The organism is Gammaproteobacteria bacterium (genome assembly GCA_013003425.1).
In the GTDB taxonomy this organism is placed as follows: Bacteria; Pseudomonadota; Gammaproteobacteria; order Steroidobacterales; family JABDKV01; genus JABDJB01.
Window position 1 is genome coordinate 1 of the sequence record JABDJB010000103.1, and the last position, 17,302, is coordinate 17,302.

At 60.6% G+C, this 17,302-nt stretch carries 15 protein-coding genes; 1 reads left to right on the plus strand and 14 read right to left on the minus strand.

Features of this window, described 5'->3' with window-relative positions; translation table 11 throughout:
- The 11 genes from HKN06_13755 to HKN06_13805 all read right to left on the minus strand — a co-directional run.
- A partial coding sequence (locus HKN06_13755; protein ID NNF62377.1) for a hypothetical protein occupies positions 1 to 171 on the minus strand: 171 nt, incomplete at its 3' end.
- On the minus strand, positions 172 to 930 hold the full coding sequence (locus tag HKN06_13760; protein NNF62378.1) for a type III pantothenate kinase: 759 nt from the start codon (positions 928 to 930) through the stop codon (positions 172 to 174).
- A complete protein-coding gene (locus HKN06_13765) occupies positions 927 to 1,856 on the minus strand; it encodes a biotin--[acetyl-CoA-carboxylase] ligase (protein NNF62379.1) in 930 nt (309 codons plus the stop codon). Before HKN06_13765 ends, HKN06_13760 begins: the two co-directional genes overlap by 4 nt.
- Entirely contained in the window at positions 1,856 to 2,494 is a 639-nt protein-coding gene (plsY, locus tag HKN06_13770) for a glycerol-3-phosphate 1-O-acyltransferase PlsY (protein ID NNF62380.1), read from the minus strand. Before plsY ends, HKN06_13765 begins: the two co-directional genes overlap by 1 nt.
- An 18-nt stretch (positions 2,495 to 2,512) precedes the next feature.
- A complete protein-coding gene (locus tag HKN06_13775; protein NNF62381.1) occupies positions 2,513 to 3,364 on the minus strand; it encodes a DMT family transporter in 852 nt (283 codons plus the stop codon).
- A 41-nt stretch (positions 3,365 to 3,405) separates the two neighbouring features.
- On the minus strand, positions 3,406 to 5,619 hold the full coding sequence (locus HKN06_13780; GenBank protein NNF62382.1) for a tetratricopeptide repeat protein: 2,214 nt from the start codon (positions 5,617 to 5,619) through the stop codon (positions 3,406 to 3,408).
- A gap of 41 nt (positions 5,620 to 5,660) precedes the next feature.
- Entirely contained in the window at positions 5,661 to 6,698 is a 1,038-nt protein-coding gene (locus HKN06_13785) for a galactose oxidase (GenBank protein ID NNF62383.1), read from the minus strand.
- The gene (locus HKN06_13790; GenBank protein ID NNF62384.1) at positions 6,695 to 8,512 is read right to left on the minus strand and encodes a M61 family metallopeptidase; all 1,818 of its coding nucleotides are present in this window, start codon (positions 8,510 to 8,512) and stop codon (positions 6,695 to 6,697) included. Before HKN06_13790 ends, HKN06_13785 begins: the two co-directional genes overlap by 4 nt.
- 76 nt (positions 8,513 to 8,588) lie before the next feature.
- Positions 8,589 to 9,434, minus strand: a complete 846-nt coding sequence (locus tag HKN06_13795) for a hypothetical protein (GenBank protein NNF62385.1) — start codon at positions 9,432 to 9,434, stop codon at positions 8,589 to 8,591.
- 5 nt (positions 9,435 to 9,439) lie between these two features.
- A complete protein-coding gene (locus HKN06_13800; GenBank protein ID NNF62386.1) occupies positions 9,440 to 9,904 on the minus strand; it encodes a PaaI family thioesterase in 465 nt (154 codons plus the stop codon).
- On the minus strand, positions 9,901 to 10,881 hold the full coding sequence (locus HKN06_13805; GenBank protein NNF62387.1) for an amidinotransferase: 981 nt from the start codon (positions 10,879 to 10,881) through the stop codon (positions 9,901 to 9,903). Before HKN06_13805 ends, HKN06_13800 begins: the two co-directional genes overlap by 4 nt.
- Positions 10,882 to 11,065: 184 nt before the next feature.
- Between HKN06_13805 and HKN06_13810 the strand changes: the two genes are divergently transcribed.
- Complete coding sequence (locus tag HKN06_13810) at positions 11,066 to 11,407, plus strand: histidine triad nucleotide-binding protein (protein ID NNF62388.1); 342 nt, start codon at positions 11,066 to 11,068, stop codon at positions 11,405 to 11,407.
- Positions 11,408 to 11,435: 28 nt separating this feature from the next.
- Here the strand turns inward: HKN06_13810 and HKN06_13815 are convergent, their stop codons facing one another.
- From HKN06_13815 to HKN06_13825, 3 genes are all read right to left on the minus strand, one after another.
- Complete coding sequence (locus HKN06_13815; protein ID NNF62389.1) at positions 11,436 to 12,317, minus strand: SDR family oxidoreductase; 882 nt, start codon at positions 12,315 to 12,317, stop codon at positions 11,436 to 11,438.
- A 19-nt stretch (positions 12,318 to 12,336) separates the two neighbouring features.
- A complete protein-coding gene (locus tag HKN06_13820) occupies positions 12,337 to 13,011 on the minus strand; it encodes a response regulator transcription factor (protein NNF62390.1) in 675 nt (224 codons plus the stop codon).
- A gap of 236 nt (positions 13,012 to 13,247) precedes the next feature.
- A complete protein-coding gene (locus tag HKN06_13825) occupies positions 13,248 to 17,138 on the minus strand; it encodes a hypothetical protein (protein NNF62391.1) in 3,891 nt (1,296 codons plus the stop codon).
- Positions 17,139 to 17,302: the final 164 nt, after the last annotated feature.

Sequence of the window (17,302 nt, forward strand, 5' to 3'; positions counted from 1 at the left end):
CGGCTGCGGCATGATGAATGCCGGGTCATCCGGATCCTCGCCCACCAGCACCAGCCGCGGCACGCCTTCGGCCTCGACCAGCGCCGGCGGTGCCTGGGTCGGAACAATCCATGCCTGCCACGCCAGATAGACCAGGTTAAGCGTCAGCAGCGCCAGAAACAGTGCTTTCACTCACTCACCGTCGTCTTCGTCTTCGACCAGCAGCGCCAGGCCGCGCAGCACCAGTTCACGCAGAACGTGCACATCGGCGCCCAGCAGTGGCGCAATGTCCGCGGCTGCCCCACCGGTGAGGAAAACCCCGGGCGGCTCGCCGGAAATTCGCTCGAGCTCGTCAGCCGCGTACTCGATAAGAGCCACCGCCGCAAAGGTTGAACCGGCCGTCACCGCCGCTGCCGTGTCGCTGGCAAAAAGAGCAACATCGCCACCATCTTCCACGGCCTTGCGGGCAACCTCGGCGGTGTCTTCGAGTACTGCATCCTGCATCAGGTGAATACCGGGACAAATCAGGCCACCGACATGGGTGCCGTCCTCAAGCAGCCCGTCGATGGTCAGGGCGGTACCCGCATCGGCCACCAGCACCGGACCGTCGAGCACATCGTGCGCGGCAATCATTGCCAGCCAGCGGTCGACACCGAGCCGTTCCGGATGCTCGTAGGCAACCGCGACATCGTATTCGTCAGGTTCGACCTCGACAAAGTACGGCTCGACATCGAATTCATCGGCCAGGGCCTCACCAAGTTCTGCCGAGAACTCATCGTCGGCGACGCTGGCAATCCAGATTCCTTCGGCGTTGCGATCGCAGTCGATGATTGCGTCGACAATATTTTCCAGATCGCTGTCGACATGCTCATATTCACCAAACCCGAGCAGCGCACCGTCGTGCCACGCCCACTTTACGTTGGTATTACCTATATCGAGCAAAAGATTCATGTTTCCCGCACCCTGACGTCGCCGGCGACAAGATGGTGCGTCATATTTCCGCTCCGCACCACCAGCGCTCCTGACTCGTTTATGCCACCGGCCACACCGGTTATGGTATCAGCGCCGGACACGCTCACTGCACTGCCGTTGAGCACATCGGCATCATTCCACTGTTCGCGGAATGGCGCAAAACCGTCGCTCGCAAATTGCGTCAGCGCGGCTCTTGTATGGCTCACCAGCGCAGCCGTCAGCTCGTTGCGCCGCAGACACAGTGCCGGATCAATGGCATGCAGATCGGTCGCTTCAATTCCGCCATCGCCGGCAATGACCTCGGCTGCCGCTCCCGGCAGGCGCACGTTGATACCGATTCCGGTTACCACGTGCAGTCCGGCCGCTGTGGTGGAAGCTTCGAGCAACACACCGCCCAGCTTTGCGCCCCGCCAGACTATATCGTTGGGCCACTTCAGCCCGACGCCGGTTACCGCCAGCTCACGCAACGCCCGCAGTGTCGCCACGCCGGTGACCAGGCTCAGCGCTGCGGGCATGTCGGGGGGCGGTTCGAGCTGTTGTGCCAGCGACAGACAAACTCCGCTGGCATAAGGTGATACCCATTTACGCTGCAGTCGACCACGGCCGCCATACTGAAACTCGGCGGCGAGTACGCTGGTTGTTCCGACCGGAGGCGGCGGACGCTGCGCCAGCCGCGTGTTGGTCGAATCAACTACGGCGGCAACATCAAGCTCGACACCCGGCGGCAGCAGAGTGGCAATCGCGGCCTGATCGAGCAGGTCCAGCGGGTATGCCAGGCGGCACCGATCTTCCATTACTTCCGCGTCGAGACCCAGGGCTTCCAGCTGGCGACACGTCTCTTTCATGTCGTCGACCCGGTGCCATGCGCCATCGGCCAGGCGCGCAATCAGGGTTACAACCTGCATCAGGCTTTGCGGCGCCAGAACATCGCGCCGGCCATACGGTTCTCGGTACCGCTGCGCATGTTGGCGATGTTGGAGCGGTGCGCGTACACCACCAGCGCGGCGATGGCGGCACCATAGAAAAGCAGCGGCAGATCAGGGCCGGCTGGCTGATAGAGCAACACAAACAGCGGCATCGTGACCGCCGCACACATTGTTGCGAAGCCGACAAAGCCGGTGCCGGTCAGCACGACCAGCCACACCATTGCCACTGGCAACACTGCCAGCGGCCACAAGCCCAGCAATGCGCCGACGGCTGTGGCGCCACCCTTTCCACCACGAAAATCAAACCAGAAAGGCGCAATGTGCCCGACCACAGCAGCGACACCACAGGCCGCTGCCGTCCAGCCCGGCTGTAACAACGGCATGGCAAACACATCCATCGGCGCTACCAGCAAAACGGCGGCGACGCCCTTGCCCACGTCGATCAGCATAACAAGCAAGGCAAAAAGGAATCCGTGCGTACGCAATGCATTGGTGGCCCCGGCATTGCCGCTGCCTTCCGTGCGTATATCAAAACCACGCAGCCAGCCCAGCAACAATGAGCCGTTTACCGAGCCGAGCAGGTAGCTCAAAAGCAGTTTTGTACCGAATTCCAGCATTTGCCTGACAACAGTAAATCAGTCGGCGATTTTATCAGACGCCGTCGGGTTATCCGTGCGTTGTGAGCCCAGCCAGATGGCAAACAAGGCAATGACCAGGCCGGCTGCTTCGTGCGCGGCAACCGGTCGGTGGAAAAACAGGATATCCCACACAAATGACAACGTTGGCTGCAGCAACAGCAGCAGCCCGGCCCGCGATGCGGGAATATGCGGCAAACCGCTGGATATCAGCACCCAGGCGATTACCTGCGAGCCAATCGCGTAGGTGGTCAGCCAGGCGGCGTCCGTGGCCTGCTCGACCACCAGTGTTTCGCCGGCGTAAAAAGATGCCGCGCCGAGGAATACCGCCGTGGTCAGCGAGACCAGCGCGAGGTCACCGGCAGCGGTGCGATCGACCGCCCGCGCCCGCGCTTCGCGCAGGCAAAGCAGGTACCCGGCGTAGAACACCGCTGTCGCCAGCCCCAGCCACACGCCGGCGCGCTTTTCCGGCGACAGTATCGACCAATCCAGACCAACCAGCAGTGTCAGCCCCAGCAGCGCCAGCGGCACGGCCACGAACAGGCGCCAGCCGGCGCGCTCACGATAGACCAGGATCCCGACTGCGGTCAGGATAAATACCTGGAATGCAGCCAGCAGAGTAGCCAGCCCCGGACCGATCCACTCGATGCTCTGGTGCCACACCCACAGATCGCCCATGTAAAACAGCGCGGCGGCGACTATCAGCCCCATTGCGCCGCCTTTCAGCAGTATCCCGCCACGCAGCCGGACAAACAGCATGAGGATGACGCCGGCAATAAACACGCGGTAGAAGCCAATCGCCGTCGGCCCCATGCTGACAAGCTTCACGAACACCGCCGAGAAGCTGATCATGACGGCGCCGATGAGGACGCGGATCGTGGCCTGGCGTTGGGTCAGGGGGCTAACCCGTCGTACACGGCGCCAATTGTAATGTCGCCGCGATCCTGCATTGAACGCACCCGCTCACGCTGCCTGGCCAGGTCGGCGCGGATAACATCGAACAGCTGAACAAACCCGGGATGCTGGCGCAGCTCGTCAAAGTGTGGATTGTATTTTTCCTGGTACCACCATTCGTCGCGCCAGCCGGCGACGATAGCCTGGCGGATAGCAGCCAGAGCCTCATCTGTCCGGCCCTGCAGCGCATGGATTTCGGCATCAAGCACACCGACGCCTTCCCAGGCGCGCGCCTGGCGCGGTACACCCGACAGTACCTGCATGGCAGCATCGAGCAGGACTGCCGCGGACTCGGTCCTGCCCTGCTGCTGCAGCAGGTGAGCGAAACCAACCGCCGCTGCGTAATTGCGCAGGTCAACCTGCGGTGCTTTTTCACCAAGCTGCGGGAAAGCAGCCAGGTAACGTCTGCGGGCTTTTCTCTGGCTGCCGTTGCGCAGTTCAATATCACGCAACTTGTTTACAGCACGGGCGAAACTGGCATCGATTTCGTGCAACCGGTCGAGATAACGCGCGGCATCGCGTGGCTCATCACGGTACAGGTGCAGCAACGCCATCGCGTAATTCGCCTCACCGGAGCCGGCGCCAAGCTCGATGCTGCGTTGAGCCCATTCTGCCGCCAGGTCCGGCTCACCCAGATGAAGGAATATAAATGACGGCAAGGCATAGGCTTTGGGCTTGCCGGGATCGAGCTCCTTGTAACGCTCGATTGCAGCCAGGGCCGAATCGCAGCGGCCACGGACGAAATACTCGTAAGCTGCCAGCTCCGCATGCGCCTCGGCGAAGCCCGGATCAATTTCCAGGGCCCGGTTGAAACGATCGACTGCTGCGTCGATATCGCCTTTTTTCTGGTACACGCGGCCCAGGCTGTTCTGGATTATTGGTGACAACGGATCGAGCGTGACCGCCTGGTGCAGGTGTGACTCAGCCTGTTCCAGCCGCCCGTTGCGGCTCAGCCACCAGCCGTACCACTGGTGACCACGCGCGTAGTTGGGGTTGAGGCTGATGCCCTTGCGATAGGCGCGTTCGGCATCGTCACCACGGCTCATCAGGGCCAGCGAGATATAGGCCTCACCGAGATCGGGATCGAGTTGCAGCGCCCTGTCGATGGCGTTGCGCGCCTTCAGTGCACCTTCGAGTCGTGGATAACCGCTGTAATACATCTGCAGCTGATAAGAATCGGCCAGGCTGGCCCAGGCCGGGGCGAACTCGCTGTCGTAGTCGAGCGCCGTGCGGAACCGTCGCTCGGATTCGGCCAGCCCCGCCGTGGTGCGCCCCTCCATGCGCTGCCGGCCAATCAGGTATTCCTGGTAGGCATCGAGGCTTTGCGTCGGTGCCTGCTGCAACCGCTGCTGCTCCCTCGGCGTTAACGTTGCTTCGAGCTCACGCGCAATCGACGTCGCAATTTCGGTCTGGATCTCGAACAGGTTCTCGGCCGTGAGGGTGCGGTCATAAATGTTGGCCCACACGTGTTCATCAGTGGCTGCATCGATCAGCTGCACGTTTATCCGAACCTTGTCACCCGATCGCTGCACGCCACCTTCCATGATTGCCGCAACGCCCAGCTCACGGGCAATTTCCGGGATCGATTTTTTCGTTCCCTTGTAACGCATGACCGAGGTGCGCGAAATCACCTTGAGTGATTCGAAGCGTGACAGGTAGGTCAGCAGATCATCGTGCATTCCGTCAGTGAAAAAAACATCGGACTCGAGCGCACTGCGATTATCGAACGGCAGCACTGCAACCGCGTTTTCCAGCGGCGTTTGTGTAACGTCGCGGGACAGTTGGGTCATCTCACCCGGCCGGCCGGTGCCGTCGAGATAGCGGCTGGCCAGCAGGTAGAGCAGCGCCAGCGACAGCAGGCCGATGATGGCAAAGTCGATTTTGCGGCTGACAGCTTTTGCGGTTGCCGCATCCCGCACCACGTCACTTTCGCGCCGTACGCCCTCGGACGTGAATTCGTAGGCCCACGACAGGAACAGCGCAATCGGAAAACCAATTGCCAGCACCAGGAGCATGAACCGCCCAACCCATTCCGGAGCGCCGATGAGCGGCAGCACGATATCGACCACCTGCAGGATCAGCCATGACAGCAGCACGTATCCGGCGGCGACGCGGAATACATTGCGCTGGCGCAGTTCCTCAAAAAAGGTCATTACTGAACTTTAGATGTATTCGGCCGACGGGGCCAGATAACTCAGGGCTGGTATGCCACAACGGCTGCGGTTACCGCCTGCCCTTCGCGCATGCCACCAACGATCACATATTGCCCCTGATGTGCCAGCAGCCCGCGATGATCCATCGTTGCCACTGACAAGGACGGCTTTTTTTGCCAGCGTCCGGTATCGGTGAGCCAGGCAAATACGCGTGATGAGGGCGATGACGGCCTGCCGTCGTAGCCGATGCCGTTGTAGTTGTACGGGTTATCGCTGCCACCGGCGAACAGAATGGCCGGCTCGCCGTCGAGTTGTGTCCCGGTGGCAGCCATCCGATACAGGGCCGGCCCGGGATGATGCGGCATGACCACCCAGTCGATCCGACGCGGGTCGCCGGCGCGAACACGGCCAGACAGGCAACGCTTCGCCGCCCGGAACCTGCGCTGTTTCCGCGTGGTTTCAATTCGCACACCGTCGCAGACAACGATCTGGTCATCGACGATGCCGCCCGCATGTCCAAATACCGGTGCGCCGGGCCATGGCGTCGCCTGGTGCCACTGACCGGTTTCGGTGTCGTAAAGCTGCACCAGGTTGACGTTGCCGGAGTCGTGCCAGCCACTGACCAGGTAAATGTAGCGACCGGCGTAAGCCAGGGCGACGGTATCGTCGACCGGAACCGGCATCGGTGCGAGCTCGACATAGCTGTCCTGCCGCACGTCCAGTGCATGCACCAGCGGAACGGAAACTTCGCTGTGATCTTCCGCCACCGTGTAACCGCCAAAGATGTAAACCAGGCCGCCGAGCCCAACTGCTGCTCCCGCCAGTCGCCCGGCACCGCCAGGCACATCGGGTAATCTGCGCCACTTTGCCGCCGCGGGCGGCAGGTGCCAGGCGGTGCTGGTGGTATCGCGCCAGGTCCTGCCTTCCAGTAGCCCCATCAGGCTCACCATGTGGAAACCGTCATCCAGGACGACGCCGGCAACGGCATTGTTGCTCACTGCCACCGGCAACCCCGGCACCGGAGCGGCGGCCGTCGGCAACGCGACGGCAAGCAACAACGCCAGGCAGGACTGCCTCAATGCGTTTTACCTTGCATCCACAGTCGCCGTATCTCCACCGAAGCACTACCGGCATCGCTGTCGATAGCGACACGAACCGCCGCAGGTGGCGCCGGATCGAGCTCCGCGGTGAAACGCAGCAGTTCATCACGCCGGAATACATCGATACGCACCAGGTCACGCGGGCGATAACGCGACAACAGCTGCTGATAGTTGTCAGGTGTAACGCGCACACCCTCAAGCGCCAGCAGCTCGTCACCACTGGCAAGCCCCGCACGATGCGCCGGCCCGTGCTGAAACACGGTCGTTACCATCAATTTGCCATTGTCATTGGCAAAACCGATATGCAACGCAGGCACATTGCCGGTCGGCGGCTTGACCGGCGGCCGGTTCTGGCCGTCCGGTAACGGCAACATGGTAAACGTCACGCCCAGCCTGGCAAGCAGCTCATCGAGCGGCGGGTCGGTGACACCATATATAACGCTGTCGAAGTAGTCGCCCAAATCAGTGCCGCAAACCTCGGTGCACAACTGCTCGAACCGGCCCTCGGGCAGCGGCGTATCGGTCAGCCCGTACTGCTGCCAGACCGCGCGCATGACATCATCGAGGCTGCAGGCATCAGCCGTACGTTCCCTTATGGTCAGGTCCAGACCCAGCGCTGCCAGCGCTCCCTTGGTGTAATAACTGACCTGGGTATTGGGCGCGTTGTGATCGCGCTTGTAGAACTTCACCCAGGCGTCGAAGCTGGCATCAGCCAGGCTCTGCGTGAAGCGGCCACGGCCGGACCACACGCGCGTTGCCATGTTGCTGACCAGGTCAAGATAGGAATCGGAACTGATTACGCCGGCCCGCAACAGGCTGAGGTCATCGTAGTACGAAGTAATGCCTTCAAAAATCCACAGCTGTCGCGTGTACGCCTCGCGCGACAGGTCGGACTCGGCAACCGGCGCCGGGCGAATGCGCCGCACGTTCCACAGGTGGAAATACTCGTGACTGGCCAGCCCGAGAAAACCGCGATAGGCATCAGTCACCTCGTCGCTACCGTAGGCCGGCAGGTCGCCGCGACTCGCCATCATGGCGCAGGACCAGCGGTGTTCCAGGCCGCCATAGCCACTGCCGAGCACGGTTAACAGGAATACATAGCGGTCGATGGGTGCCGGCAGGCCAAACAGCTCCATCTGGTACTCGCAGACTGCTTTCAGGTCGCGCGCAACCCGTGCCAGGTCGCTGTGGTGACGGCCGCTGACAACCAGCTGGTGCGGCACGCCGTGCGCTTCGAAGTACTGGGTCTCGAATTCGCCTGTTTCCACGGGGTGGTCAATCAGTTCGTCATAATCGGCAGCTTCGTACAACCCGAAACCATGCGGCTCTGCATCGAGGCGCCGCATCGACGTGGCAAGGCGCCATCCGGAAAAGCGATCATGCCCGTGACGCTCCATATGCACGGTGCAACGCTGGTTTTCCTGTCCGTGTACACGCAGGAAAATACACGGCCCGTTAAAAAACCCTCGGGTGCTGTCGAGATGGGCACCACGGACTGACAGGTCTTTTGCATACACCCGGTAATGAACCACCAGTGGCCCTTTGCACGGCGCGCACTGCCAACTGGACTTGTCCGCCTTGCTTACACCCGTCTCATCGCCGCCACAGCTCGCTTCCAGCTCGATGACGTGACCGGCAAAGTCGCGCACCAGGTAACTTCCCGGTGTCCACGCCGGCAGCGAGAGTCGCTGCCCGTCCGCATCAGGTTCGGCAATGTGGCAGTGGACTTCGAAGATATGTCCGCCCGGGTCTGCCGGGACAATCTGGTAGTGGATCTTTGCCTGCACAGCCACGCATCTCCTTGCATCACCTCACGGCTGCATAACCTAGCATTTCACGCAGGCGGCGTAGAGATCGCCAACGCTCTGATCAGTAACTATTAAGCTTGCGCCGCGGCAGAGCTTGTGGAAAACGCCGCTGAATCGCCCGGCCGATCCGCTGCGCCACCAGCCCGAAACCACGGTCGGACGGGTGCATTTCGTCCTTCCAGTGGGAGGAATGCAGCGTGCCGCGCGTGTCCACTACGGTAAACCGCCGACTCTCCATGCGCAGGTCATAAAGCATATCGTGAAATTCGGCCAGTACGTGACGGACGATTGCGCGCTGATCTGACTTGCTGGTAAAGCCTTTCTTGCGGAACACAGCGGTGATTGGCGGCTTGCTGACCGGCTTGCCGAGAATGCGAATCGGTTCACCGTTGACCGTGGGAAAGTCATAGGCGTGAGTAAAAACATGGCAGCGCGGATTGTGCCGGTCGCGCATCTGCAACAGGCTGCTGTAGGCGTCGCGGATTTCCTCCAGCACTTCCTCCACAACGTCGTCGCGGATGCATTTACGCCATCCTGTGCCGCGGCACTTTTTTGTCAGCATGCGTGGCATGGCGTCGACTATGTCGTTGCCACCGGCGCTGAACAACAGGATGCGGAAGCCAAATTTGTGCTGCAACGCGTAACGCAGCCTGCGTTTCTGGTCGCCAGCCATAATCTCGGCCACGGTGTCACCATTGTGCGCCATCAGCAGCATGGCCATGCGGGCATCGAAGGTGCGCTGCAGGTGGCCAATAATATTGCGCCGCCACAGCAGGGCCGGGAAAGCGAACCAGGAGTCTCCCTCGGTTATTGTCGGAATCCAGTCGGGATTGTCGGACAGCTGGCGCGCTACGCGGCGATAGGGTCTTTCGACTAGACGCTCGTAGCGCCGGCTGGTTCTGCTCACTACCGTTACCAGCGATGATAAGCCGGGTGGCCCGGCTTCACGGCGACAAATGTTCCGCGGCAGGTGGCACACACCTTGCCGCCGGCGACAAGTTCACCCTCGATGGTGGCGCGATCAGCATCGATACTGGCAACCGTTGCGCGCAAGCTCACCGGAGCATCCGTGGGTGCAGGCCGCTTCAGCGTGATCGTGTAGTCAGCCGTTACCGTACACGGCGGGCGATCAGCCGCCGCCTGGCGCATCAGGTGCCAGGCCGCAGTCCAGTTGCAGTGACAATCGAGCAACGTGCCGATAATGCCGCCACACAGAACACCGGGGAACGCCTCGTGATGCCGCTGCGGCTGCCATTCGGCAACAACAGCGTCACCGTCGGGAATACTGCGCACACGCAGCCCCTGCTCGTTGGCCGGACCGCAGCCGAAGCATGCATTGTGCGGCGCATATTGCTCCTGCAGGCACTGGCCACTCATTGCATATTCTCCTTTGGCAGAAAAATCTCGGCCAGCATGCAGCGCACGCTGCCACCGCCATAGTCCTCCAGCATTTCGATCGGTGACGAGACTAAATTTGCGTGCCGCTCCAGCGCTGCCACCTGGTCCGGAGCAAGGCTGTCGCGGGCGCGCTGTGACATGGCAATCACCAGGGTTTCGGCAGCGCGCAGCTCCAGCATGTTGCCTGCGAACTGTTCCATCTGTGTGTAGGTGATTTCAATCAGCTCGTGCCCGGTTTGCTCCAGCGAAACAACCAGCGTGTCGCGCTCGCCCGGATCACAAATACTTTCCAGGCAAACGACAGCGAAGGCCGTTCCCAGCGTCATCATCACGTTGGTGTGATATATCGCCAGCCCGTTGCGATCAACAGCGTCAAACAGGACCGGCCGGCAGTCAAACCGGTCGCAGAATTCCGCCAGTACGTCAGCATCGGTCCGCTGTGAGCGGCACGCATAGACAACGCTGTTGACCCGGTCGAGGATCATGCTGCCGGTGCCTTCGAGTATCTTGCCGGTGAGCTCGTAGGGCGAGAAATCGACGATAGTCCTGACAACGAATCCGTGCTCGGTAGCCAGACGATGGACCAGGTCGGGGCGCCGCTCGGTGCGGCGGTTTTCTGCCAGCATCGGGTACAGCACCACGCTGCCGTCGGCATGGGTGGTTATCCAGTTATTCGGGAATACCGCATCAGGCCTGACCGCATCACTGTCATCCTGGAACACACAAACCTCTACGCCGGCAGCTGCCAGCTTTGCAGCCAGCCCATCAAATTCACGCTGTGCGGCGGCAAGCAGCTGCGAAGCATCCGGCGCATCACTTTTCTGGAAAGCGTTGGTTTCGGCCGTTAACGGGTTGGCGTTAAACGCTGCAGGGCGAATCATCATGACCGTGGCCGCGCTTTGCGTGTTAGCTGTTTGCTCGGGCACTGACGACCTCGCCTGGTTATCCAACCTCATGGAGACGGCACTCGGCGGCATTTTAGCCGGCTGTGCGGGCGCACCCGCACCGGCCCGGAAACAGCGCGACTGAGCCACTGCTGCCCTGCTGCCAGATCCTTCATCCGGCGTAGTTTATCACCCGGCTTGCCACTGGCAGCCGGGCTTCCCTACACTGGTAACAAGCGTGCATGGAGTCACCGCTATGAACGAAAAATCGCTGTTTACCCGCATCATCGATCGCGAGATTCCGGCCGAGATCGTACACGAGGACGATCACTGCATTGCGATCAATGACATCAGCCCGCAGGCGCCATTGCATGTGCTGGTGATTCCAAAAAAGCCGATCGCAAGACTGAGTGATGGCGGTGCTGCCGAGGCTGAGTTATTTGGCCATCTCATGCTCACCGGCGCAGCAATTGCGCGTGACGCCGGCCACGAAGATTTTCGACTGGTGGTCAACAATGGCGCCGGCGCCGGTCAGTCAGTCTTTCACCTGCACGTGCACGTGCTGGCCGGACGGGGTTTGAGCTGGCCACCCGGCTGAGCCGAAGCTTTCCGGTTCGCGGCATATTTCATTCAGTGTCTGCGGATTTGGCTGTGGCCTTTTGCTCCTCACGCCGGCGGGCACTTTCCCGGGCTTTTTCGTAACGCTCGGCGTACTGCGCCTTGATGCGTTTGCCTTTCCGCGCCAGGAATGGCCGCAGGAAGTCCGCCAACCGAGGGAAAATATAGCCTGCCGTTGCCAGCTTGCCGGTCGTGGCCGGTATGGTTCGTTCCAGCCGACCGTCTGTGGCGCATTCAAGAATCAGCCGTGCAACCTGGTTAGCGCTGCTGATCGGCTGTGAAAAAAAGTAGTCCGGCACCTTGTCGAGATGCTCCATGATAAAACCCGTGTCGATCGGACCGGGCGATACGCAGGACACGCTGATACCGTCTTCAGCCAGCTCGGCCGCCAGCGCACGGCTGAAAGCACGCAGGCCAAACTTGGTCGCTGAATAGGCCGCTTCATCCGGTACCGGTATCTTGCCGGCTATCGACGCGACATTGATGATGTTGCCACCGCCGGCGCGCTTGAGGTAAGGGATAACCTGGCGCGATAAGACTATCGGCGCGCGCAGGTTTACATCGACGATCTGTCCGAGCTGGCGCGGCTCTATGGTCTCGAGCGGACCACGGTAATTACAGCCGGCATTGTTGACCAGGATGTTGATCGCGCCGAAGTGCCGCTGCGCCCGGTGCAGCATTTCATTGCACGCCTGCTCATCGGCAACGTCCATGGGCACGGCGACCGCATCTGTGCCGAATTCGTAGGCTATCGCCTCAACGGCCTCCTGCCCTCGCGCCACCAGCACCAGCCTGGCCCCTTCCGCCGCAAATTGTCTGGCAGCAGACGCACCAACACCGGCAGAAGCGCCGGTGATGATGACGACCTTGTCCTGGAAGCTACCCGCCATGCGGATAGTGTAGTCGAAGTCAGGTTATTTTCTGCAGGCTGTAGCCACGGCGGTAGACAGAAATCAGGCGCCAGCCGCTGCCGCCGTCGAGCTGCAGCTTCTTGCGCAGCCGGCTGATATGCGTATCTACCGTGCGACTAAGCAACAGCCGGTCATTACCCCAGATCGACTCGAGGATGTGATTGCGTGAAACCAGCTGATCGCGGCGCTGGAAAAGAAACAGCGCCATTTCATATTCGCGGGCGGTCAGCCTGACCGGGTCGCCATTGACGCTGATGGTGCGGCTAATCGTATCGATCTCGAACGGGTCGATATCCAGCAGATTGCGCTGCTCAGCGCGCCGCCCCAGCGCACGAATCCGGGCGAGAAACTCGCGGTGACGTAACGGCTTGCGCACATAATCGTCTGCGCCCTTGGTCAACGCATCTACTGCGTCGTTCTCGGTATCCTTGACGGTAACCACCATTACTGACGGTCCGCCCTGCGTTATCGCGCGATACCGATCGATCAGCTCGAGTCCGTCCAGGTCGGGCAGCATCCAGTCGAGGATGAGCAGATCGTAGCTTTCCTTGGCAACCGACTTCAGGAATCCGTTTGCATCGGCATAGGTACGCGCAGGAAAACCTGCCTCCCCGAGCCATGACTCGATCAGATGAGCCTGCTGCGGATCATCCTCTACTAAAGCAATTCTCATGTTTGTAGCCACTTTTTCGACCAACCTGTTTTATTTATTTATGCCTGGTACGTATCGTTCACGTACTCGCGATCAGTGGGACTTGTTTGCCCAGAACTGATTATCAATACCCGGGCTGCGCAGTACAGCAAACGTAATTCTTGTTTGCAGATTTTGACCGGACTGCACAAGTGCAAAATTTAACTACATGACACAATCGTCATGACAGTGGTCGCCAGGGCCTTACAGGCGTGTCTTTACTGGATTCGGGCAGTGAACAGCAGCGCCAGGACACGATCTGCCGGAATATCGAGCTGACCATTACTGCTGTTGGCATTGTCACCCAGGTCGATCGTGGAAGATGCCGTGTTGTAGCTTCCATTATCAGCGTCAATGGGTGCCGTGACCGCATCACCGTCGCCGAGCGCAGTGCCGCTGCTGTTGACCTGGGCAAAAATCGCGCCTTCATTGCAGGCGCCGCCCGGGCAAACGACGCTCGATACCAATGATGTATCGACCTTCATTGACCCGGGCTCATAGATAAACAGAGGGTCGAGCGCGTCTTGCAGCGCTGTGTCACTCATCGCACCAGCGGGGTTATCGACGTACAGCAGGAACCTGAACGGCAGGCCTACGGGCAACATACTCAGGTCAGCAATTGGTGATCCGTCGAGCTGAAATGCGCGCTTGATGATCAGGCGCTGTTCAAACACTACAGCGTTGGCGGCGAACTCAGATGTGTTACTGGCCGCGTCCGTCGCGGTCGCAGTAATCTGATCACTATCCGTAATGCCAGTGACCGCAATCGTACCGGAGAAGTTTCCAGATCCGTCAGTCGTCAGGAAATCCAGGTAGCGCTCCCCCTCGCCAAAGTTGTCAGTTGCATCCGTATCGGACGCGAAAAACTCGACCCGGGCGCCGGCAAAAAGAGGCTGCCCCGGCGCATTGCCAACGTAACCCGCCAGTGTGAGATTGGACCCTGCCAGGATCGCCGATGTGACCACTGGCGTGTCGATGTCGAAGTTTGGCAAACCGGCATTCTTGGTGCCGTTGTTCGGTGTAGGCCCATCACCATTGTTGGAGGCGACGGCGGACAGATCGATCCCGGACAACGTGTTGTCATGGATGCTGTTGGCAGTAATGATCGTCCCGGTCGGCGTGCCACCACTGGCGTACAGCAGGATGCCGTGCTTGCCATTATGGGCAATCGTGTTGGCCTCACCCGCGCCGGTACCACCTATGGTGTTGCTGCTGCTGGCAGCAATGCGGATTCCGTTCAGCGTATTCGGGATCGGCGTGCCGGCGCTGTTCACGCCAATGTAGTTTCCCCGCACGATGTTGCCTGTCGATCCGGCGTCGAGCAGGGACAACCCGTTACCGGCATTGCCCGCGATGAGATTTGCACTAATCGTGTTGTTCGGGTGACTGCGAATTGATATGCCGTTGGCACCGTTGGCCGAGGGCGCCGTACCGGTGGAGTTGGTGCCGATATAGTTGCCATCAAAAATATTGCCGCCGCCACCGGCAGCAGAATAAACACCGTTTGAGCCACAGCGGTTGATGACCCAGCCGCGCAACGTACTGTTGCCACCATTCAGGGTAAAGCCATCGCCGGCAACGTTAATTCCGTTCAGCTCCACGACCGGTACCGACCCGAATCCGGGCTGGGTAGTGGCATCAAGAATGACCGGTTTGGTGAATGCCAGTATCAGCGTCAATGGCTCGATTGTGGCGACACCGCCGCTGAACTGGCTGGCATAGCCCGTATTCATGCCGGGACGCGCCGTGCCATCGGCCAGCATGAAGATGGCACTTTCGTTATTAGCCGGCCGGCCTTCCTGGGCCAGCCCGGCATTATCCAGGGCGTTGGAATTGTCCTTGAACTGCCGCAGGCTGCCCTGCCCGGCATCGTTGGTGTTGACGATCAGGTCAAAATTAAACCCAAAATCGATGGCTGCGATATTGGCCGCCGATACCGTAACCGGCGTCAGCGACTGCACCTCGGTGCCCGCCGGCGCGTTCAGCGTCGCCAGCGTCGCCGAGCTGCCGTTAGTGCCGGCATCGACCTCAGCGGGAATCTCGCCACCGACATGGTCGGTCACCGCGATTGCGGTTCCGCCCGAGGCATCGGTGCGGAAAGTCTGCACCGGCATCTCGCTACCGGTCGCGCCGCTACGGGTAGAATCCACTGTGTCGTTGACTACACGCACCTGGTAGTTGCCGGGTGACACGGCAAAGCTGTATTGCCCGGTCGGCGCAGCAGCAGTCGTTGAAAGCAGGAAGCTGCCAGCTCCATCGTAGAGCTCCACAACTGCCCCCGGGACAGGCACCCCGCCAGCGGTCACCAGATCCCGCCCCGCGCCTCCGCCATAGTTGACGTCCTCGAACACCGTGCCACTAACCGTGAATGCAATCAGCTCGAAAGCGCCGATATCGCAGGTCGCGGTCAGATCGCCATCGCCGTCAAAGGGCCGTAATTCGCCGCGTTGGTCTGCCGCAGGGCACACGCCATCAGAGCCACTGTCGATGGCCGGGCTGCCCGCCAGCAGTGCATGCGTCGTGGTCGGCCCACCGTTATCCTGCAGCGGACCCAGCACAGGCGCCGCAGTCAGAGCAAAACCACAACTGCCATCATCGTCGAGGTTGTTCACCCCGGGACCGGCTACCGCGTCACAGTTAGCAGCGCCAGCATTGCCCGCAATAATGCTGTTGCGGAAGGTCATTGACCCACTACCGGGCACCAGGCCGGACCCTTTGGAGGTTACGGAATTCGCCGTAATCGTGACGTTTGTTGCATCAACTGATGCAGATTGCACAAAGATTCCGCCACCCTCCTTGGCCAAGTTACCGCTCAACGTAACGTTGACAAGCGTCAGTGAACCGCTGGCCACAAAGATGCCACCGCCTTTCTTGCTGAGCACGTCGCTGCCACTGACGGTTGCATCAGTCAGAGTCAGTGAATTGATTCCATGCACGCGAATACCGCCGCCTTCGGCATTCACCTGGCCGTTATCCACCGTCAACCCCGAGATAGTCGCCGTTGGCGCGCGCACCTCAAATATGCGATCAAGCTGGTTGCCATCGATGACTGTTGCCGCAGTACCGGTTCCCTGGAGGGTGACCTCGTCGGTAATATCCAGGTCGCCGTCGACAGCCAGGTCTTCGCTGGCACCGGCCCGCGTCAGCAGGTAGGTACCAGGCGGCACATTGATTGTGTCGGTGCCGCCCCAGGCATTGCTTTCCTGCACCGCGGCTCGCAGCGTGCACTGGCCGCCTGCGGTTGCGCATATACCGTCGCCAGGCATTGCATCGAGCAGATCCAGTGTGCTGTCAACATTGAATACCAGGTCGACCGGGGGTGGCGCGACATCGACATAGCTGTTGCCGATGCGAATTTCGTCGAGTAGTGACGGGTTCGTCGCGCCATTGCGTCCGCCACCAATACTGATGGTACCGAACGGCGAGCCAAGATCGAGATCGTTCTTGGCTGAACTCGGTGCGACATCAGGCGCCGGAAGACCCGCAGTCGGGTTTAGATAAAGGGTCGCCGTCTCGACACCCGCAGCGTCTATGTCAAGCCGCAGCACCAGGAAAACGGTCTGGCCGGGCATAACGCCGGGCACTGTGACGTTGAGCCCGCCACCGCCCCAGTCCTGAATCTTGAAGTTGGTTCCCGAGTAGCCGAAAAAAATCTGGTTGGTGTTGCCCGGGCCACCGCTGCCAATGACCAGCCCCATGTAACTGTTGGTTGGCGACGTCGTCTCCTGCGGTTGCAACAGCATACTGACCCAAATGGTCTCGGTGACTGCACCAAAACTGCTGCCGAGGTTGCGGCTTTGCAGAACAGGAAATCCGGCGAAAGGCGCATTGAGTTGATCGGCGCCCCCGGCAACGGTCAGGCCGCCACCGGGATGAGCCAGACCAGCGGCGACCACCTGGTTACTGCCACCGCCCTGCCAGGCAGCAGCCCAACCGGTTCCGCCGTTGTTACCGCCAAGCGCCCCGACCGGATAACTGAAGGAATCGTAGCCAAGCACTGCTGCGTGCACCGGCATACACGCCAATGCGAGCACCGCCAGCAGCAGACGCACGCGGTCGTGGCCGCGCCGCCAGGCAGCAGCAATCCTTTGCCCCGCGAGGTTTTCCATAACTCCCGAAACTAGATTCTCTCCAGCCTGGTTGCAAGGAACCTGTTGGCAGAACGTCGGTAAGCAAATGACGGTTTTTTGACGCCCGGCCGGCACCCGGGATCGCGGGCGGACTGCGTCCATTACGTATACCCGGATTGCCGCGGTGCTACTATCATTCCGGC

Bases quoted from the DNA above. Each gene is read 5' to 3' on its own strand.
- HKN06_13760 (NNF62378.1), bottom strand. From the start codon at position 930: ATGAATCTTTTGCTCGATATAGGTAATACCAACGTAAAGTGGGCGTGG.
- HKN06_13765 (NNF62379.1), bottom strand. From the start codon at position 1,856: ATGCAGGTTGTAACCCTGATTGCGCGCCTGGCCGATGGCGCATGGCAC.
- plsY (NNF62380.1), bottom strand. From the start codon at position 2,494: ATGCTGGAATTCGGTACAAAACTGCTTTTGAGCTACCTGCTCGGCTCG.
- HKN06_13775 (NNF62381.1), bottom strand. From the start codon at position 3,364: ATGATCAGCTTCTCGGCGGTGTTCGTGAAGCTTGTCAGCATGGGGCCG.
- HKN06_13780 (NNF62382.1), bottom strand. From the start codon at position 5,619: ATGACCTTTTTTGAGGAACTGCGCCAGCGCAATGTATTCCGCGTCGCC.
- HKN06_13800 (NNF62386.1), bottom strand. From the start codon at position 9,904: ATGAGTGGCCAGTGCCTGCAGGAGCAATATGCGCCGCACAATGCATGC.
- HKN06_13805 (NNF62387.1), bottom strand. From the start codon at position 10,881: ATGAGGTTGGATAACCAGGCGAGGTCGTCAGTGCCCGAGCAAACAGCT.
- HKN06_13810 (NNF62388.1), top strand. From the start codon at position 11,066: ATGAACGAAAAATCGCTGTTTACCCGCATCATCGATCGCGAGATTCCG.
- HKN06_13815 (NNF62389.1), bottom strand. From the start codon at position 12,317: ATGGCGGGTAGCTTCCAGGACAAGGTCGTCATCATCACCGGCGCTTCT.
- HKN06_13820 (NNF62390.1), bottom strand. From the start codon at position 13,011: ATGAGAATTGCTTTAGTAGAGGATGATCCGCAGCAGGCTCATCTGATC.
- HKN06_13825 (NNF62391.1), bottom strand. From the start codon at position 17,138: ATGGAAAACCTCGCGGGGCAAAGGATTGCTGCTGCCTGGCGGCGCGGC.